15 protein-coding genes are annotated in these 20,975 nt (G+C 65.9%); 6 read left to right on the top strand and 9 right to left on the bottom strand.

Translation table 11 applies throughout. The features are described from left to right. Positions 1–130 precede the first annotated feature (130 nt). The 4 genes from ACZ52R_RS38935 to ACZ52R_RS38920 all read right to left on the bottom strand — a co-directional run bounded on the left by ACZ52R_RS38935 (position 131) and on the right by ACZ52R_RS38920 (position 5,107). A complete protein-coding gene (locus tag ACZ52R_RS38935; protein ID WP_465755130.1) occupies positions 131–2,335 on the bottom strand; it encodes a ParB N-terminal domain-containing protein in 2,205 nt (734 codons plus the stop codon). A gap of 176 nt (positions 2,336–2,511) precedes the next feature. Continuing rightward, entirely contained in the window at positions 2,512–4,245 is a 1,734-nt protein-coding gene (locus ACZ52R_RS38930; protein WP_465755129.1) for an ATP-binding protein, read from the bottom strand. Then, positions 4,242–4,604, bottom strand: a complete 363-nt coding sequence (locus ACZ52R_RS38925; RefSeq protein ID WP_465755128.1) for a GIY-YIG nuclease family protein — start codon at positions 4,602–4,604, stop codon at positions 4,242–4,244. The genes ACZ52R_RS38930 and ACZ52R_RS38925 overlap by 4 nt, the downstream gene beginning before the upstream one ends. A gap of 32 nt (positions 4,605–4,636) precedes the next feature. Next, complete coding sequence (locus tag ACZ52R_RS38920; RefSeq protein WP_465755127.1) at positions 4,637–5,107, bottom strand: hypothetical protein; 471 nt, start codon at positions 5,105–5,107, stop codon at positions 4,637–4,639. A gap of 502 nt (positions 5,108–5,609) precedes the next feature. Here ACZ52R_RS38920 and ACZ52R_RS38915 point away from each other — a divergent pair. From ACZ52R_RS38915 to ACZ52R_RS38895, 5 genes are read left to right on the top strand one after another with little or no spacing between them, the layout of a single operon-like run. After that, positions 5,610–7,820, top strand: coding sequence for a sigma factor-like helix-turn-helix DNA-binding protein (locus ACZ52R_RS38915; RefSeq protein WP_465755126.1), 2,211 nt, complete (start codon positions 5,610–5,612; stop codon positions 7,818–7,820). Next, complete coding sequence (locus tag ACZ52R_RS38910) at positions 7,817–9,952, top strand: DEAD/DEAH box helicase family protein (protein ID WP_465755125.1); 2,136 nt, start codon at positions 7,817–7,819, stop codon at positions 9,950–9,952. The genes ACZ52R_RS38915 and ACZ52R_RS38910 overlap by 4 nt, the downstream gene beginning before the upstream one ends. Positions 9,953–9,993: 41 nt before the next feature. Further along, positions 9,994–10,158 carry a hypothetical protein gene (locus ACZ52R_RS38905; RefSeq protein WP_465755124.1) on the top strand — a complete coding sequence of 55 codons (165 nt, stop codon included), beginning with the start codon at positions 9,994–9,996 and terminating at the stop codon, positions 10,156–10,158. Continuing rightward, positions 10,155–12,212 carry an AAA family ATPase gene (locus ACZ52R_RS38900; protein ID WP_465755123.1) on the top strand — a complete coding sequence of 686 codons (2,058 nt, stop codon included), beginning with the start codon at positions 10,155–10,157 and terminating at the stop codon, positions 12,210–12,212. The genes ACZ52R_RS38905 and ACZ52R_RS38900 overlap by 4 nt, the downstream gene beginning before the upstream one ends. Continuing rightward, positions 12,209–12,682, top strand: a complete 474-nt coding sequence (locus ACZ52R_RS38895) for a hypothetical protein (protein WP_465755122.1) — start codon at positions 12,209–12,211, stop codon at positions 12,680–12,682. Before ACZ52R_RS38900 ends, ACZ52R_RS38895 begins: the two co-directional genes overlap by 4 nt. 222 nt (positions 12,683–12,904) lie before the next feature. Here ACZ52R_RS38895 and dndE read toward each other — a convergent pair whose 3' ends face one another. From dndE to dndB, 4 genes are read right to left on the bottom strand one after another with little or no spacing between them, the layout of a single operon-like run. Beyond that, a complete protein-coding gene (gene dndE / locus ACZ52R_RS38890; protein WP_465755121.1) occupies positions 12,905–13,285 on the bottom strand; it encodes a DNA sulfur modification protein DndE in 381 nt (126 codons plus the stop codon). Further along, complete coding sequence (gene dndD / locus ACZ52R_RS38885; protein ID WP_465755120.1) at positions 13,275–15,266, bottom strand: DNA sulfur modification protein DndD; 1,992 nt, start codon at positions 15,264–15,266, stop codon at positions 13,275–13,277. The genes dndE and dndD overlap by 11 nt, the downstream gene beginning before the upstream one ends. Next, the gene (gene dndC / locus ACZ52R_RS38880; protein ID WP_465755119.1) at positions 15,253–16,746 is read right to left on the bottom strand and encodes a DNA phosphorothioation system sulfurtransferase DndC; all 1,494 of its coding nucleotides are present in this window, start codon (positions 16,744–16,746) and stop codon (positions 15,253–15,255) included. Before dndC ends, dndD begins: the two co-directional genes overlap by 14 nt. Next, a complete protein-coding gene (gene dndB, locus ACZ52R_RS38875; protein ID WP_465755118.1) occupies positions 16,743–17,873 on the bottom strand; it encodes a DNA sulfur modification protein DndB in 1,131 nt (376 codons plus the stop codon). The genes dndC and dndB overlap by 4 nt, the downstream gene beginning before the upstream one ends. A 76-nt stretch (positions 17,874–17,949) precedes the next feature. Here dndB and dndA point away from each other — a divergent pair, with 76 nt between their 5' ends. Next, a complete protein-coding gene (dndA, locus tag ACZ52R_RS38870) occupies positions 17,950–19,092 on the top strand; it encodes a cysteine desulfurase DndA (RefSeq protein WP_465755117.1) in 1,143 nt (380 codons plus the stop codon). 6 nt (positions 19,093–19,098) lie between these two features. Here the strand turns inward: dndA and ACZ52R_RS38865 are convergent, their stop codons facing one another. Continuing rightward, on the bottom strand, positions 19,099–20,535 hold the full coding sequence (locus tag ACZ52R_RS38865) for a DNA phosphorothioation-associated putative methyltransferase (protein WP_465755116.1): 1,437 nt from the start codon (positions 20,533–20,535) through the stop codon (positions 19,099–19,101). Positions 20,536–20,975 lie beyond the last annotated feature (440 nt).

Here is a 20,975-nt window from a genome sequence, read left to right as displayed (position 1 = left end):
ACGGCCCGCGACCGCGGGCGCCGGTGCTGACCACCGCGGGACAGTTGGCGGGCTCTCGTGCCGCGCGGCTGAGTCACGACTTATGCCGAGCCGTGACTCAGCCGTGCGGGCCAGCCGATGCGAATACGCCCTACCGCGCGTCGGGGTGGTCCGGCATGACGGGGGCGAGCGCGTCGCCGTCCAGCTCCAGCTCGACCTGGATGGCCCGTGAGTCGTGGTTTGCCTGCCATGTCTCGAAGTCCTCGTTCGACACCTCGAACCAGATGTGCAGGGCCTTCTTGAGAGCATTGGTGGCCAGCTCTGCCGCCTGTTCCTCCCTCTTGCCCGGGCCGAGGGCCGGGTGGCTGACCTTGAGCGCGTTCGACTGCTGCTTGATGCACAGGTCCAGGTAGAGGCGCCGGGCCTGGCTCAGGCCGTTGTCGAACGCGGTGCGGCCGATCAGCCACGGGGTGATGTGCTGCCAGGCTGAGGGGGTCGTGAGGGTCTGCATCCAGAAGTACCGGAAGTAGACCGCGTTCGGGGTGTCCATGTTGACGATCTGGTTGATCGGGTTGCCCGCGTCTTTGCTGAAGGCGTTTCGACGGTCGCGGGCCTTGCCGCGGTCCAGCTCGAAGTATGCGTTCCAGGCGTTGACGAGGGAGTCCGCGAAGGCGGGCAGGTCCTTGAGTTCGGCTCCGCCTGGCTGGCTCTTGCGCATCTCCCACAGCGAGGCGAGAGTCATGATCATGCCGAGCTGGCAGGCGTGGGTGTTGAAGACTCCGAACGCGGCCTTGGAGCGCTTGATCGCGAGGGGAGTAGTCGCGTTGAGGTATGCGCGGGCGCGGTGCTCCTCGAACTCGGCCTCCTTCTCCTTCAGGGCTTCCCAGGCCCGGATGACGTCGGTCTTGACCGGCTTCGGGCCCTTCTCCTCGGCGCGCTTCTCCTCGGAGCGCTTTTCCTGGTAGTCGTCGTAGTTGTCGCGCAGGGTCCAGTAGATTCCGACGCCGCCGAACAGGGCGTCGTACGCGAGAGCAGAGTGGTTGTGGGTCGTGTCCCAGCTGTCTTTGAAGGTGGCGAGGCCGGCGGCATGCGCCTTGTAGGGCTCGGTCTTGGATAGAAGCGTCAGGATGGCTTCCCCCCAGGAGTCCATGAACCTGCCGACCAGTTCCTCCGAGCGACCCAACGGGAACTCGGTTTCTCCGATGCGCGAGACGTAGTACTGGCGCCCGCCGTCGCTGAACTCGGGCGGCAGAAGGCTGACGAGGTCGAGCTGCTCGCGCATGAACTTGTCGCGGTCCTGGCCGCTCTCCCTGCCGCTGAACGGCTGGGCCAGGTTGGTCAGGTACTTGGGCGGGCCGAAGATGCATCGGCTGACGACCATCTTGAACAGGTGAATGTTCGTCATGACCGACCAGCGCGCGGGACGGCTGCCGTTGATCTCGGGGTTGTCGTACTCCACCGCGTAGAGCGGCAGACGGGTGTCGCTCCGACCGCGCAAGGCGCTCAGGAGGCTGCGCGTGAGCACGTTGGAGAGCTCGCCGTCGGACAGCAGGATGATCCGGGACTCGCTCGGCGGCCGCGCCTCCTTGTTGACGTCGACGAAGAGCTTGCGGGCAGCTTCGTGCGGGCGTGAGGACTCACCGGTCTCGTTCGGGAACCAGCAGACCGTGACAGGCACCTCGATCTTCGCCAGGTCCGCCTCGGTCACCTGGTGCTCGTGCAGTAGCTGCTCGACCTGGTGCTCGTAGAAGGGCCGGAACTGCATGCCAGCGCCCTGCCATGTGCGGGAGAGCGTGCGCTCGACGGCCAGCAGCCCCATGGCGCGGTGCTGGCCGTCGAGAACGACCAGGCTCGACTCGGACTGGTTCCACCACAGCTTGCCCAGGTTCGCCGGGTGCGGGCTGCCGTCGGCGCCGAGGAGCCGGTGGACGCGGAAGGCATTGCCGGCCTGCTCCTCCTGCCAGTGTGCCTCATCGTGGTTCACCGGGATCGGCGCGCCGAGCGCCGGGAAGGTAGTCGGCTTCTTGGCCTGGAAGGGCAGAAGCACGGCCACGATCGGAGGGAAGAAGGCGGGCCCGGTGCTCTGCTGCTTGAACAGATACGGGATCAGCTTGCCCGCGACTCGATGGTCATCCAGATCGCGCTGCAGCAGCTGGTTGAAGTCCAGGTCCCCGGCGTCCATGACCTCACGAACGGGCGCGAGGCTCTTGGTGAGCTGCCGCTCCGGCGCGTCGGCGTCTCCGCCGAGCCTGGCCTTGGTCATGATGTAGTCGACCCGGCCGGCGGGAGTGTCGAAGCTCCCCCACGTGCCCTGCACGAAGTCGCGGAACGTGAGCTTGGAACCTGAACCAAACATCCTTGGCGTTGCCTCTCAAGACGGTTCCGCCGCGTCGCGGCGGAAGCAGGTGGTGCACGGCGCAAGACGAACTAGACGGCCCGATAGCTGGGGTGGAAGGGGCGTCGCGCGGGCATCGCAGCCCGATGGTGCTTGAGGCCGGTGGGCGGGGTGCGGGACACCCCGCCCGAGGCGTCCTACTGGTCCCTGAATGCCTCCCGCAGGAGCGCCTCGGTGAACATGCCCCAGTAGGTCCGGAGGTCGTCGAACCGCTCGGGGTCTTCGTACATGGCTTCTGCGTGCGCGTAGGCGATGAGCAGGTGGTCGAAGGCGATCTGCGCGCGCCGCGCGAGGTCGGTGATTTCCTCGGGGTCCAGGCCCTGCGCGCCCTCGTCGGCGAGCTTCTTGAGGGGCAGGTACACCTGGTCGAAGAGGGCGTGGCGGAGGTTGAGCTTGACCGCGGCCTTGCCGTTGAGGTGGTCGATGACCAGGAGTTCCTTGCCGGGCCAAGGGGCGCCCATGAGGGTGATGGGCTTGGTGCGGATCTGCTCGCGGATCCGCTCGATCTTCTCGGCGTCCTCCTCGCTGTCCAGACCCAGGTCGATCGCGGCCTGCTGGACAACCCTCTCCTCGTCCTCCGGGGTGGCGGCGCGGCCGGCGATTCCCCTCGGGAAGTTCGGGAAGACGCGAGCCGCAGTGTCCATCGTCTCGGTGTGCTCGCCGTCCTCGAGACGCTTGCGGGTCTCGGTCTCCTTCCAGTCCGTGCGGACCTTCTTCAGTGCCAGCTTCACGGGCTGCCTGAGCCACTCGCGCAGCTCGTTGCGCAACTTGCTGACCGGCTCCGCCCCGCGCTTCACATTGCGGACCTGGAAATACTCGTCCAGCTGCGCGGGGAAGCTCACCTCGATCGCGACGTAGCGCAGGACCTTGTCGTTGCGTCCGCCTTCGAGCAACCGGGGGACGATGTCGTAGTAGATCTCCCGGCCGTTGCGCAGGATGCTGATCTTGGCGGTGTTGTCGGCGTTGATCTGGAACTCGGAGATGTCGTGGCCGTTGTGGTCCGTGCTACCGCCGGTGCCAGAGTAGGGGCGGAACTCATGAGGCACGATGGCGACCGCGACGTGCACCTTGTGGCCATCGATCTTCAGGTCAGCCTCTTCGATGAGTTCACCGCGAGGGTCCAGCGGCTTGTAGCGGGAGATGATCCTCGGGTTGTCGCGTAGGAACAGCGGGTCGTGCAGCGTAGTGACCTTGCCGTCCAGTTCGAAGGTCCTGCCGGTGTCGATGTAGGTCCGGTAGGCGCGGGCGATGAACCTGCGGAGCTCGGAAAGCTTGTGCTCCAGGGAGGTTCCGTAGGTACCGCCGCTGGAGAGCCGGTCGATCTTGCCGAAAACTACGAGCGTGCCGGATGCGAACGGGGTTTCGTCGCGTCCGGTCATGAGCTTGGCCGCTTCGGCGGGCCAGTCCTGGACCTCGTTGGTGGTGATGTAGTGCTGCTTGCCCTCGCGGATCTCCTGGAGGTCGATGTAGCTGTGATAGACCTTCGGGTTGCCGGTCTGCTTGCTGTAGATGTCGATGCGCTCACCGAGGCTGAGCCCGGCGAGCTTGAGTCCGACACCAAAGCGTCCCAGCCCCTGGCGCTCGCCATAGCGGCTGCTGTAACCCATTGAGAGCACGTGGTGCATCTTCGTAGGGTCGATGCCGAGGCCGTTGTCAGCGATGAGGATGCTGTCGATCGCCTTTTTGCCACGGCCGAAGATCGGCCGCACGCGCATGAGGGTGGCCTCGGCTTCGATGGAGTTGTCCAGGGGCTCACCGATGGCGGCTGTGAGGTCGAAGCCGGCGTCGCGCATGGAGTCGAGCGCGCGATCGACCTGGATAAGGTCGGCGCGCTGGTCGTCTGGGGCGAGGAAAACAGGCGTGGTCATCATCGGTCCTTTGTCGTCTCGGGCCACATGTGTGCGGGGGTGGCGTGGACGCGGTTTCGGCGGGCGTCCTGCTGCTGAGTCAGGCAAAAGGTGCAGGGGACGGCGTGGCCCTCGGGCCGTGCGGGGTGGATGCGGTTGGAGGTGTCAGGGGTGAGCAGGTGGTACAGCGCGCACTCGACTGTGTAGGCGCTGGCCGTGCTGGGGTGGACGTCGTACGTGAAGTAGTCGGCGCGGCGGTCCGTGCAGTGCCTCAGGAGCCTGCGGCGGATGTCAGTGTCGCTACGGCCGATGTAGATGGGGCGACCGTCCGCGGTGTACAGGACGTAGGTGCCGATCCGCTGCGGCGGTATGAGGGTACGCACGAGTGACGGGCTGAGCCTTACGGGAATGGGAGTCACGCCGTGACCTCCGCGGCGTGCCACAGAGCCCGGGCGTGGCGCCGGGTCCGGCTGATGCGCTCGCGCATCCGTGGCAGCGGCACCGCGTGGCGGTGGGCCATGGAGGCGGCATCGTGGCCGCGCGCGAGGTTGTTGAGCAGCACGCGCTCGCCGTCGGCGAGGTTCGGCTCGGACCTCAGCCACGCGAGGATCTCGGCGACCAGGAGGCTGGAGTCGATCTGCCCGCGGTCGATGCGGTCGGGGTCGAGCGGGACGGAGGGGGCGATGGCCCTGCGACGTTCGAGCGCCTCGTAAGCGTGCCCCATGGCCGACCTTGCGCGGTGCTGGGCGGGGGTGGAGGCGTCCGTGGGGTTGCGTAGGAGCTCGTCGAGGGCGCGGTCGATGCGGTCGAGCTCGTAGATGTCGCGGCTGGCCAGCGCCTGCTTCTGCAGAGCCTTGACCGCCCCGGCGACGGGGTGGCTGATCATGGTTTTTCGCTCCGGGTGTCTGGTGGTGGGCCCCATGCGGTGGCACACGTCCGAAAGGTGAAGCGGTGGTATGCGGTTGTTGCTGCAGCGTACTGGGCGGGACTGACGGGTGAGGGCGTTTCGCTGAAGTCGGCGGTTGCTCCGGCCCTGCGGCCTCCTCATCTATAGAGGTCGGGTGGGAGGCGGAGTTGTTGCGCTTGGTGCGGAAGGTTTTTGACGTGGCGTCGGCTGGCCTTGGGGTCGAAATGCTAGTTGAGTCACCGTCGGGTTGGTCGCGTCCGAACCCGGGACGGCGCTCCGAGCGGGAGCAGTGAGGGTCTGGCACCAGCAGTTGTTACGCGAGTGGCGCTGACGGGGTCGGCTGCAACAACAGCAATCCCCAGAACTCCTCACCTCTACGGAAGGCGCCGAACCGCCCCACCGAGGCTGGTCGATCGATCATGATGGTGTGCGGGCGCCCACCGCAGATGAAGGGCCAGACCCAGGAGGGAGTGACCATCGCATGACCGACGACTTCTCGTTCACCGATCTGCGCCCGCGCAGCTGGCTCGACGCGTTCCCATGGCTGAAGGGCGCTGCGGATCCCGGTGCCGACCCATGGTGGAACGACGCCATCGACGACGCTGACGCTGTCGCGCGTAGGCAGCGGTTGGCTCAGGTATCTGAGCTGGCGATGGCCCGCCTCACCCGGTGGACGATCGAGCAGATCTTCCCCGGACTCGCCCCTGACGTAGACCTGCACCGGCTGCAGCTGCCGGCCCGCGCCGTCAGCGCGCTCGGTCAGCGCAACTGCTCCCTGGCCAGCGACCTGGCGGGCATCACGCTCGACGGGATGCTCGGCTGGCGGCAGGTCGGCGTCGGCACAGTCGACGCTATCCTGCAAGCGCTGGCGGACGCATCAACCGCGGCGGCGACACCTACGGTCATGACGGACTATCACGTCGCGCACGCCGCGCCGCAGCAGCCGGCTGACCAGGTCCGCCTGCCGCGCTGGATGTCGACGTTGGTGGAAGACCTCTCCCAGATCGCGACCTGGTACGCCACTATCGGCCTTCCCCGTCAGCCCTTGCTCGGTGCGCCGCCGACCCCCGGAATTCCCGAAGAGATTCTGAAAGCCCGTCAGCGGCTTGAGGTGCTCAACGCCGGAGACATCCTGATCACCGCTGAACTCGATCTGGACGTGGCCGCGCTCTTCGACGAGGCCCTCCGGCTACTCGACCATCGCGCAGCTCAGATCCTGTCTGCCCGCCTCTTCGCCGACGATCCCATCACCCAGGACCAGATCGGCAAGAACTACGGCATCACGCGCGAGCGGGTCCGCCAGATCGAAGGCAAGGCGCGCAGCGCGATGCTCGGCTTCCTTAGCGACGGCGGCCCGCTCGAGCTGGTCGCCGAGACCGCCCGCACCTTTATCGGCACCGTCCGACCGCTCGACGACCTGCTCACCCTCATCCCTGCGCTCGGGAAGACGGTCGACGCGGTTGGTCAGCCCGCCTGGCGCGTCTTGGACGGCCTCGACGACGCCTACGAGATCGAGGACGGGTGGTGCGTTGCGCCGACCATGACGGCCGCGAGAACGATCACACAGACGCTTTTGCAGGAGCGAGCTGACAAGTATGGCGTTGTACGCCTCGACAGCCTCGATCTGATCGAGACAAGCCAGCCGGAGCGCCGGCCAGAGCTGACGGCGTCCTGGTTGACGCACTGCAGCTACATCATCGACGGCGACTTCGTCTTCACCCGGACACAGTCAGTTGGCGACTACGGTGCGGCGGTGCTCTCGGTCGCCGGGGCGCCGCTCAGCGCCCAAGAGATCGTGGACCGCTTCATCATCGAGCGCAGCGCTGGATCGCTCCGCAACGCCATGAGCCAGGACGATCGCTTCGAGCGAGTGGACCGTGACCGCTGGGCGCTGTCGGAGTGGGGCATGGACGCGTACGCCGGGGTTCGCTCGCTCATCCGGGAGCAGGTGGGGCGTGGCGGAGGACGCATCAACCTGAACGACCTCATCGAGTACATCACCGGCACCTACAGCGTCACGGCCAGCAGCGTGGTTGCCTACGCCAGCTCCCCGCCGTTCGAGAACCGGGACGGCGTCGTCCGCCTGGCGGGCGCTGATCGGGAGATCCGAAAGCTTCCCGAGCGGACCCGTCGTCTGTTCCGCCGCGAGGATGCTTGGGCGTACCGCGTGCGCATCACCAAGGACCACCTCCGTGGGAGTGGCTTTATCGCGCCGATGGCGGTCGCCAGCATCGTTGGACTGCAGTTCGGCCAGACACGCCAGCTGGAGTCCCCGCTTGGCCCGCAGGCCGTCAGCTGGACCGGGACCCAGCCGTCGTTCGGAACGATCCGGCGATTCCTTATGGACAGCGACATCGCAGCCGACACCGATGCCTTCCTGATCATCGGGGACGACGGCAGCTTCGCCTTCGAGTCGGCCCGCGAGCTGACGGGTGATGCCCTCGCGGACGCGCTGAGCTTGATCGGCGCGCCAAACACGCTCGACGTCGCCGAGGCGGGTGAGGCGTTGACCACGGCGATCGGACTCCCGCCGGACTGCCCCGTGACCAGCGTCATTGGCGGCTACAGAGAGCGCGGCGACAGCGACATTGCCGACCTGCTGACCAGCGTCCGTGACATCCTGGAGACCGGCCACCACCCCCGGCGCGCCGCGCCGACCGCGGACGTCGACGAGATCATGGACCTGCTGTGATCGCACCTACATCCAGTCTTCGCTCGCTCGCCCTGAGCGATCGCTACCGCAGCGATCAGGAAGACGTCGTCGCGAACTTCTACGTGCCGGCATTCTCGGCGGCGACGTCCTACAGCCGGGCCGTTGGCTACTTCACCTCGACCAGCCTTGCCCTGTTCGCCCGTGGCATCGAAACCTTCGCCGAGCGTGGCGGCACCATGCGGCTGGTCGCCTCCCCTCATCTCAGTGAGGACGACATCGTCGACATCGAGCGCGGCTACGACGTCCGCGAGGTGATCGAGCGGGCGACGATGCGCGAGCTCGATGTCGAGCAGCGCGAAACGGTCCTGGATGGCCTCGGTCTCCTCGGACGCCTGATCGCCGAGGGCCGCCTAGACATCAAGCTGGCCTTCGTCGAGCAGAAAGGTCGCATCGGTATCTACCACGAGAAGATCGGGATTTTCCGCGATGCGGTCGGTGACGTGGTCGCCTTCACCGGGAGCAGTAACGAGACGTACGGCGGCCTGATGGCGAACTTTGAGTCGGTGGAGGTGTACCGAGGCTGGGTGGCAGGCGACGGTGCTCGGGCGCTACGCCTCGAGGCGGACTTCCAGGCTCTGTGGTCCAACCAGACGCCGTACCTCAGCGTGGAGCGTTTCCCCGATGTTGCTCGCGATCGCCTCATCGAGCTGGGGAGCGACCGACCGCGGGCTTTCCTGCCTGGCCGCGACGATGCGCTCACGCCCTCGCTGGTCGTGACGCCGGGGCTGGCCCGGCTGGCCATCCCCGAGGGGCTGACCGTCCGCGGATACCAGCGGGAGGCGGTCGAGTCGTGGGGCAGGCATCAGGGCCGCGGGATCCTCAAGATGGCAACCGGTACCGGCAAGACTAAGACGGCCATGATCGCCGCGACCCAACTGGCCAACGTTCTGCGCCAGCGTGAGGAGCCGCTGATCGTCCTGGTCCTGGCCCCGCTGCAGCACCTCGTCGACCAGTGGATCACTGAGGTTGAATCGTTCGGTGTCCGCCCGGTGGCCGTCTACGAGTCCAGTCAGAAGTGGCTGCCGGTCGTCGAGGACCAGCTCAATGAAGCCCGCATGGGCCAGCGCCCGGTCGTAGCGATCGTCGCGACGAACTCGTCGTTCGCTGGTGACAGATTCCAGTCGGTACTATCTCGAATCTCCCAGCCGCTCCTGATCATCGCCGACGAGGCCCACAACCTCGGCTCTTCGACCTACCGCTCGGCGCTGCCGCACAACTCCACTTACCGGCTGGCGCTGTCAGCGACTCCGGAGCGCTGGTTCGACGACGACGGCACCGACGCTTTGATCGATTACTTCGGCCCGATCGTCTTCGAGCTGGGACTTGGCAAAGCCATTGAGATGGGCGCTCTTTGCCGTTATCTCTACGTGCCGCGTCTGGTCGAGCTGAATGACTACGAGACCAACCTGTACGTCGATCTGACCAGCCAAATCGCTAAGCGGCTTGCCGCTGGGGACAGCCTCAAGGACGCGGATCCCGAATCCCCACTCGGGTTCCTCCTTCGGCAACGAGCAGGCGTCCTTGGGCACGCCGAGGGCAAACTCGCTCAGCTCCGGTCAGACCTCGGAGCCCGGGGCGACTCGTGGTTCCAGCTGGTTTACTGCGCCGAGGGGCGACGCCCGACCGAGCCGGGTGACCCGCCGGGATCGAACCAGCTCCGGGAGGTGATGAACATGGTCGGCAACCAATTGCGCCTCTCAGCACACTCCTACGTCTCGGAAACGCCGCGGGCGGAGCGCAAGATTCTGCTCCGGCGCTTCGGCACAGGTGAAGACCTGCGAGTGCTCATCGCCATGCGCTGCCTCGACGAGGGGGTCGATATCCCAGATGCCCGTGTCGGCTACCTGCTGGCCAGCAGCAGCAACCCGCGGCAGTTCATCCAACGCCGCGGGCGCCTGCTGCGTCCAGCGGACGGCAAAGACCGGGCCGAGATCCTGGACTACATGGCGGTGCCCCCGTCAGGCACGCCGATCAACTTCGACGTCGAGCGCGCGCTGTTGAAGCGTGAGCTCGAACGGGCCAACGAATTCGGCAAGTTGTCGGAAAACTACGAGACGACGCTCGAGGTGCTGCGACCGCTCAAGGAGCGCTACCAGCTGATGGATATGTAGGCGGAGGGCATGGGACAGACCACATCAAGGAAGGGCGCGAAGTGACCAATGAGGGTCGCACAGAGAAGCAGGTGCTCGAGGATCTCAGCGACGAGGAGCGGGCGCTTCTCAAACGCGTCCTCGAAATCGAGCGGGCGAAGCTGCACCTGAGCGCGTATGAAGCGACGGACGACCTACTCGCCGCAGTAAAGGAGATCATCCCGTGAGACTGCAGTCGGTCACGCTGACCAACTTTCGTCAGTTCCAGGGCGTCCAAACATTCGATCTCCACTCTGACTCGGTCAGGCCAGTCTCCCTGTTGTTTGGAGCGAACGGCTCCGGCAAGACGACCTTCCTGAATGCCTTCACCTGGGCGCTCTACGGCACGATGTCCGACGACGTCGAGCATCAGGAGCGCATGGTGACGGACAGCGTCTGGCGAGCGCTCCCGATCGGCGACTCGGTAGAGGTCGCCGTCGAAGTGCGGTTCGATCACGAAGGACAGGACTACCGCCTGCTGCGCCTGGCGAGCCTCCGCAAGGAATCGGACCAGCAGTCGACGCCCTCGCCGCAGGTCCAGCTCTGGACGACCAAGGCTGACGGTTCCTCGGAATCCGTGGGCGCCCCGCAAGAGACCATCTACAGCATCCTGCCGCAGGGCGTCAGCCGCTTCTTCTTCTTCAACGGTGAGCGCATTGAGAACTTGGTCAAAAAGGGTGCTTACGCCGAGGTTCAGCACGACATCAAGGTGTTGCTCGACCTGGAGCAGGTCGAGCGGGCGCTGGTGCACCTACCCAAGGTTGACAAACGCCTGACCCTGGACCTCAAGAAGCACGGTGGCGACAAGGCCAGCGAGATCCAGACCGCCATTGATGAGCTCGGCGAGCGCGAGACGACCGCTCGAGAGGAGCTCAAGGTGCTTGAAGGAGACCTTGCGACCCTGACCGAGGAACGCGAGAGCGTCACAGATCTGCTGCGTCAGCACGCGGCCGCGGCCCCAATCCAGGCACAGCGCGACGCCGTCACGAAGGAACTCGAGGAGGCTCGAGTCGCTCGCGACGCGGCGGTGGCTGAGCGGGCAACCTTGGTCGCGACGCGCGGCTTCCTGGCATTTACAGAGGCGCTCGGTGAGAAGACTCAGGCGATGGCCGACGGCCTCTACCAGAAGGGAGCCCTGCCGGCCCCGCTCAAGCGGGAGTTCGTCGACCAGCTCCTGAATGACGGCGCCTGCATCTGCGGCACGCCGTTGGTCGAGCACTCTGAGTCGTGGGAGCACGTCAAGGACTGGCGCCAGCGGGCCGGACTGCAAGCGGTCGAGACGGCCTGGCAGAAACTCAGCGGGCAGATCACTCCGCTCTCTTCCGCACGCACTGATCTGCGCGAGGCGCTCGCACAGATCATGAAGCGCATCGGCGCCGAGCGCGATCGGGTCGCCCGTCTCGAGGAAAGCAAGTCAGAACTCGATGGCAAGCTGCGCGACAGTCGTCTGGAGGACGTCCAAGCGCTCGAGACAAAGCGTATGGAGCTCGACAGCCGCCTTGGCGTCAAACAGCAGCGGATCGGCTCGGTCAAGAGCGAGCTCGACCGCATCGCGAAGGACACCGCGCAGAAGATAAAGGAGCGCAGCCGTGCCGAGGTCACCGACGAACTCGCGGCAAAGGCCCGGGCGCGCTCCGACCTCGTGCAGTCGGTCCGGCGCGCGCTCGAAGAGATCCTGGCGATCCGCGAGGAGGCCATGCGCCAGCGCCTGGACGCCGAGTTGAAGGCAGTGTTCCGGAGCATCACGCACCAGAACCACATTCCCACCCTGAGCAAGGGCTTCGAGCTGACGCTTCACAAGGACGTCAACGGTGTTGAGCTGCCTGTCCCGAAGTCGACCGGTGAGAATCAGATCCTGAGCCTCAGCTTCGTAGCTGCTGTGTCGAAGCTTGCCCGCGAGATCCGTAAGGGGCGCAGAGCAGAGGGCAACCCCCCTCTGGACGCCGGTACGTACCCCATCGTGATGGACGCCGCGTTCGGCTCGCTTGATCAGGACTACCAGCAGGCTGTGTCGCGGGCGCTCGCGCAGATGGCACCGCAGCTCGTGGTCCTGGTGAGCAAGAGTCAGGGGCTCGGCAAGGTCGTGACCGAGCTACTGCCCTACGTCAGTCACCTGGGCATCCTCGAGACCCACACCACCGCGTCGGGCAATGTCGCGGATGACATCGAGCTCGAAGGAATGTCCTACCCCTACATCCGGGCAGCCGTGACCGACCACTCTGAACTGAAGGTGATCAAGTGACGACCGTGCCTGCGGATGTCCGCGTCCGCCGTCCGCAGCAGCACGAGGCACTCATGATCGAGCTGCAGAACGAGGCAGGCTTCGCCACCTTTCGTGACATCCTGCTCTTCGCCGCCGCGGTCGGATTCCGAAACGGCCGACAGGCTGGGTTCACGGCGGCCTCCGGTGATCCGATCCGCTACGAGACGCTGACAGCGCCGGCCTTCAGCGAGGCATTGATCAACATGATCGCAGCCAACGTGGTGAGCGACGATCCAGAGATCATGGACGGGACGCGCATCGAGGAGCGGATCAACATCTTCGAGGAGCACGCCAACGGCGGACTCGAGTTCATCCAGGAGCAGGTCAATGTGCGACATCAGCCGGCAGCGCTCGTCGTCATTGACCTGGTAGCCGAAACCTTCAGCGAAAGCGGCGGGGCCAAGCCGGTGTCGGTCGACGAGCTACTGAGCGGCATCACGTGGGGGTAGTCGCCCGCCGAACCAAGCGGTGACCCCGCAGTCCAATGCCCGCCGCAGCAACGGGCCCCTTCAGCGCGCTGGTAGCCTCGGCTGCCCGTAGAGCCCCGCCGGACCTCGGACTGCTGAGCCACCACCTGTAGGGCGGACACCACCTATCGCCTGCGCCAAAGACCGCGACGTGCCAAGGGCTTGCTTCCGCGAGCGGTAAGCCGGCCCTTGGCACGTGGTGGCCTACTCGGCGGTGATGGCGAGAAGGTCTTGGACGGAGCGAAGGTCCTGACGGCCGGCGAGGAAACCAATGCCGCGATGCAGGTGGATCAGCAGTGTCTTGTTCACTGCGGCGTCGGTGGGTTCCTCCCCGTCGGCCGCGCACCTCTGCTTGAGCAGGGATAGATAGACATCGCCGTGCGGGCCAGCGAACGTCTTCCAAGCGATCTCCACGTTGGAGTCGGTGGTGATGTCCCTGACGAGCGGTGTGGAGGGGTCGCGCAGGGAGAGCGCCAGTGCCCAGCGGCAGAGTTCGTTCCACTGGGTCAGCCCGGTGTGGCGCTTGAGCCAGGCGAGCTGGTCCTTGGCGCTCTGGGACAGCCGGATGGTGATCTCAGACGGCATGCAGGGCTCCCTCGGTCCACCAGTAACCGGGCGCGACACGGGTGGTGAACGTGGTGTCGTCGTGCACGAGAACGTAGCTGTGTGCGATGGAGGGCTTGAGCCGCCGCAGGAGGTTCTCGTCGATCTCTTCGTCGGTGGACAGAAGAAGTACCTGTCGGCCGGCGTGCGGGAAGTAGCGGTCAACCAGGTGCTCGCGGTGCCGGCTGTCCAGACGCCCCAGTGGGGTGTCGATGACGGTGGGCAGGCGGTTGCCCGCGACCTTGGCCAGACCCCACAGCAGTGAGATTGCGAGGAGCTGCCGCTCACCGGCGCTGAGCCGCGCGGGGTCGATGGGCTCCCCGTCATGGTTCGTCAGCGCGAGCTGGAACTTGTCGGTGTCGATTCGCAGGTCCTTGATCAGCCCACTCTTCCTCATCAGCTTCTGGAAGCTGCGTAGGACGGCCACTTCAAGGCTGCTGATGTGCTTGCGCAAGAGCGCCTCGCCGAACCGCTCCAAGGTGTTGCGGGCCTTCTCCGCGTATGTGGTGATGCGCTGGAGCTCCTCCTCGCGGATGAACGTCTTGATCCGCTTTTGCTGTGAGCGCTCCAGGTCGGCTTCGAAGCGGTCGCGACGGCCCTTGGCCTCCTCCAGCAGCGCGTCGTTGCGCTCAACGGCGGCTCTGGCGACGACGGCGGCCTCCATCGCCTGCTGCCGGTCTTCGATGAGCGCCTTGATCTGCTGCTCATCGGGTACGGCAGCTAGCTGGCGGTCGGCCTCCTGCAGCTCGTGCAGCGTCTTCTGTGCTTCCTGAAGGAGTTCTGCCGAGCGAGCTGCGTCATTCTGGAGGTTGTGGTCCAGCGCGGAGAGCTTTTGCGCGAGATCGCGGGGCAGGCCGAGGTGCTGGGCGAGTTCTGCGGCGGACGCGCGCTTCTTTCGGTCGGCGGTGAGCTTCTTCTTCAAGGCCGTACGAGCTGCCGCAGGGATGTCGTCGGGCAGTTGGTCGATCAGCCATGCATCGCGTGCCTCTAGGGCGCCGACGATCTGACGGGCCTCGGTGGCCTCCTGCTCGCGCACAGCCTGTTCCTGCAGTGCAGCGAGCTGCTCGCGCACCAACAGAAGTGGGAGCGTTCCTTCGGCCAAGCTGCGAAGCGCCTTCTGCGTCTCGGCCAACCGCGCCGCTGTCGCATCCTTCGACGCCTCAAGGCTGCGGCGCTCCTCGTAGAGCCTGCCGCCGGCGCGTTCGAAGTCCCGCTCTATCTTGCCGAGCTTGGTTTGCGCCACGTCCAGCTGCGAGGTGGCGTTCGCCCTGTGCTGGCTCAGGTCGGCTACCTCCTGGCCAGCAACCTTCGTCTTCGCCTCAAGGTCGTCGATCTCCTCAAGGACGCCCTGGTCCTCCTGCGACAGGCGCTGGCGGCGCTGGAGAGCAAGGAGGTCGGTCCGTAGCTGTTCCACAGCCCGGACACCCAGAAGGGAGTGGACCGCAGCTTCGATGACATCGGCGGCCCGCTCTGGGTCGGCGAGTTGCTCGACCTTCTCACCATCGAAGAAGAAGAGGGACGCGACCTCCAGCGGGAGGATCTCCTCGACGTGCTCAGCCCAGCCGTCGCTGACATTGCGGCTGTACTGCCCATCTACAGAGACGTTGAGGCTCTCCTTGAGCTGCTTGCCGCTGACGCTCCACGTACGGACGACCTCATACGTGCGAGGACGGCCCTCGACGGTAATCGAGAACTCCAACCGCAGTTCGGCGCCGCGGCTGGGATCGGCCGCACGGTTGATGCTTTCGCGCAGGTACGTGTCGTAGGAGCGGCTGCCCCGTCCGCTGCATCGGGCCCGGGGCCCATACAGCACGAGCTGGATGGCATCGAGCAGGGTCGTCTTGCCGCAGCCGTTCAAGCCACCGATCAAGACGATGGGGCGCTTCGGCTTCACCCGAAGATCAAGGCTCTGCCGGCCTTGGTAGGCGCCGAAGTCGTGGAGCGTGATGTTATGCAGGTGCATCAGTGGTCTCTTCGTTCAGCGTCTCTTGGGTCGGGATACGTCGCAGCTCCTGCAACTTCTTCGCGAACTCCAGGGCGTCGTCGGCGTCCTCGTAGTAGCCCTTCTTGATCGCCTTCTCCAGTGCCTCGAACAGGCCGGCCCGTCGTGTCATGGTCCGGTACTGCCGCTCGACCGACAGGAGCTCACGTGTCATCGAGAAGTGGATCGGGTCGTCCTCGCATGCATCCTTGAGCAGTCCGATCTCCTCGGCCCCCAGCACGAGTTGTTCGTCCAGCGGCAGTCCGGGGAACTTCTCGCCTGTCGCCTGCTCGTAGATCTCCGGCAGGGAGTCTTCGACCTCGTGCTTGTCGAAGACCCAAATCCGACGGATCTCGTGCAGTTCTGCCATCGAGATCAACTCGATGCCGCGCACGTGCTCCGGTGCCTTCTTGTGGTTGCGGACCTTGGCCTGGGCGTCGAGGAGCTTGCGCAGCCAGTCCTCGCGAGCGAACTGCTTGTACGGGCCGCGGATGGTTCCGTCGTGGAACAGCTGGACGGTGCCGTTCATACGGCGGAAGTCCCGGGTCTCGCTCTCGCTGTTGACGTCGTCAAGCTCGTTGCGCAGCTTCAGCAGCGGACGCATCCACTGCTTCTCGTCATCGTTGCGGATCATGGCGGTCATGGACTTGTCCTGCTCCACCAGCGTGCAGGTCCAGCAGCCGAAGCGGCTGTCCCCGCAGGAAGGGGTGGTGTCGTCGACGACCAGCGGGCATTCGGAGTCATCCGATGCCCCCTGATACATCGTCAGCAGGTCCTTGTTGTCGTACCCCCATGGGTTGGAGTACTGCATCAGGAACGCCCACACCTCGTCAGTCGACCACGCCTCGATGGGGCTGTAGACAAGGGAGTTGGGAAGGTTGCCGTTGGGGGAGAGCCGGTCGCGGACCCGCCCCTTCTCGTGCTTGGCCATCGCTCGGGCGCGGGCATGGCTCTCGGTCTTGCGGATCCCAAGCACCAGGATTGCCTCGCCGTGCCGGCGCACGACGCGCCGGATGAAGGCGTTCGACGGCTTGATCTTCAGGCGTTCGGTGCACCAGCGGAACTTGGGGCGGGGCGCAGGGTAGCCACGGCCGATCAGGTTGACCCAGAAGGTGTCCTTGATCTCGGGAGTCAGCTTGTGCGACTCGATGGGCAGTGCCTGCTCCTGCGCGGCCGTGCGCATCGTGTCCAGCGATTGGCCGACCCATGCGGCAACGACCGGGTTCTCCACCAGGGTGTCCGTGCTGATCACGTGCACAGGCTTGGTGCGCTGCTCGGCTGGCAGATCCTTGAGCGCGAGCCAGACCAGCTGGAGGACGGCGGTGGAGTCCTTGCCGCCGCTGTACCCGATCACCCAAGGCACCTCGTCGGCGGTGTAGAGCTCGCGGACCTCGGCCGTCAGCTCCTCGACGACCTCCGCCAGGGGCCTGTCCTGGAAAGGCGCCGACTTGGGGGTGCTCATGAATCTCCTCGCAGGTAGGCGTCTTCCGCACGCTGTTCTTCCGCGCTCAGTTCGAGCTTCAGGTGCTGACGCAGGTAGTTCACGGTCAATGTCAAGTTCTGGTGGCTCTTGGACACACGCCCGGCTACCAGCGCGCGCCCCTCCCAATCGGTGTTGGCACGCGACCAGTCCACCGCCGACAGCCGTTTCAGCGTCGGCGTCCAGGTCCGCGGCACCAGAGACTTTCGCAGTAGCGAGTTGCCCACCCGCCCCAGCGCGTGCAGCGCGATCCCGTGGCTGTGCAGGTAGTCACGCCGGACTTCCGGCGCAGTCAGCTCCCTGCGCCGGACCAGCGTCCACTCCGGGATCACCGCGTCGATCGCAGCCCAGTACGCCTCGGCGATCTCCTGAGGCTGGTCCTTCTTGAGCTCCAACCCCTGCAGCAGGGACTGGGTGGCGTAGTAGACCGAGCTCAGGGTGAACAGCTTGCGCGAGCGCTGGGACAGTGTGCTGCTCTCCATCTCCACGTGTCCCTTGAACGCCGGTGCCCTCATGGCCAGTAGCCGCGCCGTGGTTGCCAGGTCGTCGCGGTGGTCGTACAGCACCCCGATGGAGCGAGGAGGCCGCACGGCGTGGCGGTTCAGGTCGGCGAACATCTGCTGGCAGCGCGCGAGTCCGGAGTCGTGGAAGAACACCACGGCGATCGTCTCCTCGCCGAGGTCGGGATTCTCCTTGAGCGCCTGCTCGATGGCGGCCCGCCGGTGCTGACCGTCGTTGATCAGGAAGCGCGAGGACATGGAGATCCGGATCTGGCCGGCGCGCATCCCCACACCGCTGTCGGCAATGCCTTCGAAGTGGATGTCGCCGTCGACGGACGCGGTCAGCGCGCTGAAGACGTAGTCAGTAGGGTTGTCAACGATGTAGCGGGTCAGTGCCGGCAGGCGCCCCTTGTTCAAGATGCGCTGGGCGCGGACCTCCGGGGCCAGCTCGTCCTCGTCGAAGAGGAAGATCTTCGGGATGAGTCTCAGAGGGCACATAGACACATAGAACTCGCGCCCCGCCTGGATGCCGCGGATGGCCGGGAAGACGTACTCGAATCCCGCAGACGTCGCCGGTTCGGCGGACTGTGAAGTTGCTGAAGATCCCACCGGGTAACGGTATCGTACGTCAGGTAAAAGACGTACATCGACGTGCAGAATAACGCTCAAAGGTGGGTTGGGTCGGATGGTGACGTACCTCGACGCGGCGGCGACGACGCGTGTGGACCAGCGGGTGGCTGATGTCGTCCTGCACTGGATGACCGCAGAGTTCGGCAACGCGGGCAGTCGCCACGAGTACGGCACGCGGGCCAAACGCGCAGTCGAACGGGCCCGCGAGTACCTGGCCGGCACTGTGGGGGCGGAGCCCGACGAGCTGATCTTCACCAGCGGTGCCACGGAGAGCAACAACATCGCCCTGCTTGGTCTGGCCCCGTACGGCGAGCGTACCGGGCGGCGCCACATCATCACCTCCGCCATCGAGCACAAGGCGGTTCTGGAGCCGCTGGAGCACCTCGCCGGCCGCGGGTTCGAGGTTGAGTTCCTCAAGCCCGGCGCCTCGGGAAGGATCGAGGTCGGGGCAGTGATGGAGCGGCTACGGCCAGACACTCTGGTGGTGTCGTTGATGCACGTGAACAATGAGACCGGGGTGATCCAGCCGGTCGCCGACCTCGCGCGCGAGCTGCAGGCCACCGCGACGTACCTGCACGTGGACGCGGCCCAGGGGTACGGCAAGGTACCGGGCGACCTGACCGCACCGATCGACATGATCAGTATCAGCGGGCACAAGGTCGGCGCCCCCAAGGGGGTGGGAGCGCTGGTTACCCGGCGCCGGGAGGACATCGACGAGTGGCCCGCCCTCGAGCCGATCATGTTCGGCGGCGGGCAGGAACGAAAGCTGCGTCCGGGCACCCTGCCCGTTCCCCTGATCATGGGGCTGGCGGAAGCTGCGAAGATCTTCGAGGCCGAGCACACGCAGTGGCAGAGCGCAGCCCGGCAAGTGCGCTCCCGGCTCCTCCAGGGGCTGGCCCCCGCGCGCTTTCGCGTCAACGGAGACCAGGAACATGTCGTCCCGCACATCCTCAACCTCTCCTTCGAGGACGTGAACTCCGAGGCGTTCCTCGTCATGCTCAAGGACTTGGTCGCGGTCGCGACCGGATCCGCGTGCACGAGCGCCTCATACACCCCCAGCCACGTGCTCACCGCCATGGACTTGCCCGACGAGGTGGCCTCGAACGGGCTGCGGTTCTCCTGGTTCCCCGCGCAGGCGGAGGGCTTGGACGTCGAGGAGCTCGCCCGCGGCGTCGAGAAGCTGCGGCCGCGGGCCTGAGTAGCCTCAGCTCTGAGCCCGGATGAGGCGGTGCCCGCGCAGAGCTCGCCCGCAGCGCGCGAGTTCACTCTCCCAGCCGTTCTCGGTGCCGATCAGGTGCGGGTGCGCGTACAAGCCCGCCCGCACCTCGGCTTCGGTCAGCCGCCGGTACTTGGCGGCGTCTGGGTCGTCGGGGTGGAGGAACTCGTGCTTGCGGTGCAGCAATGGGCGGTTCTCGCGGTTGCCGTATGAGTTGTGCGAGGTTTCGAACGTCCCGAGGTCCACCTGGTAGGACGTCAGCAGTCGCGGGTGCGGGTCACTGTCGAAGTCCGGGTAGTCCAGCCAGCTGACTGCCCGGCCCCGGTGGCAGAGTTTGGCGAGGGTCCACGTCTGCGGCCGGCCGGCGGCGATCGACGCGCAGTGTTCGTACAGCCGCAGCACGGTCGGCATCCGCTCCACGGCTCTCCGGTGGACGTACAACGCGGTGGGGGTGAGCTTCCCTACCGCGGAGGCGTTCATCGCTCCACGGACGTAGGAGTCGTCCCGCAGTTTGAGTAGCAGCCGGTCGGCGCGCTGGCACGCCTCCTTGTAAGAGGAGAAGAACGCCCGGATGTCCAGTTGCACGGTCAGCGGCAAGCTGGTGAAGGGACCCCGGCCGTTGAACAGCTCGACGGCGAGGAAGAGCAGCGTGTTGAGGGTGGTGCGCTTGGCACCCTCCTCCACCTTGACGGGGTCGGCGGACTCACGAACGAGTCGATGGACCTCTGCGGGACGCAGGTGTCCCAGCAGCTGGGCCGCGGGCAGGGGCATTTCCTCGAGCCGTGGTGGCCGCCCGCGCCGCTCCACGTGGTCGACGAGCGCGCTGATCGCGGAGGTGGTGTCGACTGAGGCCAGCCACTGGTCGTCTGTGATGATGCGGCGCGCGAGGTAGCTCAGCCGGGCCGTGTCGTCCTTGAAGGTGTAGATGATCCCCGGTGACGCGGAGACGGCCCGTACTCCAGTGACCTCCTCTACGTAGCTCCGCAGCTCGCTGGCGCCATACAGGTGCTGGAAGGTTTTGCGCCGGGTCAGTAGGCCGTCGCTGAACTCTTCACCGCTGACCTTCGACCTTTCCCAGGTGAGGCGCGCGGAGACGATCAGGACTGTGCCCGCCAGCTCCCAAGCGCGCTGAAGGGTGAGTCGCCGCTCGGCTGGGTCCTCGATGACGTTCAAGACGTACGTCAGAAGCACGACAGGGGCAGGTGCCAGCCGTATGTCGGGCTGGTAGAAGGGATCCCACCCAACCGCTGCGCAGCCCATTCGCTGTAGAGCGCGCACGTCCTCTCCGCGCCCGCACCCGTAGTCGAGCACGGAACACTCTGGACGGATCTGCTTGTCGAGTACCGCTTGTCGAGCTGGAACTGAGAGGCCACTTCGGCTGATCGCGGTCAACCGACGTTCGCTGCTCCAGCCTTCTAGAACCATGTGATCATGCCCTCGCGTAACCGGGGTCCGGGGTCTGACGTTACCGGCCATAGTGTCGTCGATGTGCGACGCTTCTCGGTTCGTCCAGCCCTCTGCGTCCCCGCAAGAGTGATCCCGCCCGCGACCTTGTTGGCGCCTCTTCGCCGCTATGCAGGCGGTTGGCGCCGCAAGTCATCAGGGCCAGCCGCCCGAGCCACGGTCGCGGCTCGGGCGGGCGAGTGTTGAGCGGGCTCTGGGTTGCGGGCAGGGGTGGGTGGCGTGGCGGGACTGGGTGCTGGCGGGATGCCTGGTGGCGGGTTGGCGTCGCTGGTTGTTGAATAGCAGAAGGGGGAGAGGCGCGGGGACCCAGGGCTGATGCGTTCTCAGCTGGCGGGATGGACCGATTCGTCGGCTCTGGTGCCTGATGGGTGGTTTGCCGGAGTGGAAGCAAGAGACGCGAC

This window comes from Kitasatospora sp. NPDC034023, assembly GCF_055575795.1.
Note: the sequence above shows the minus strand (reverse complement) of the source record. Positions and strands in the feature narration are given on the sequence as shown.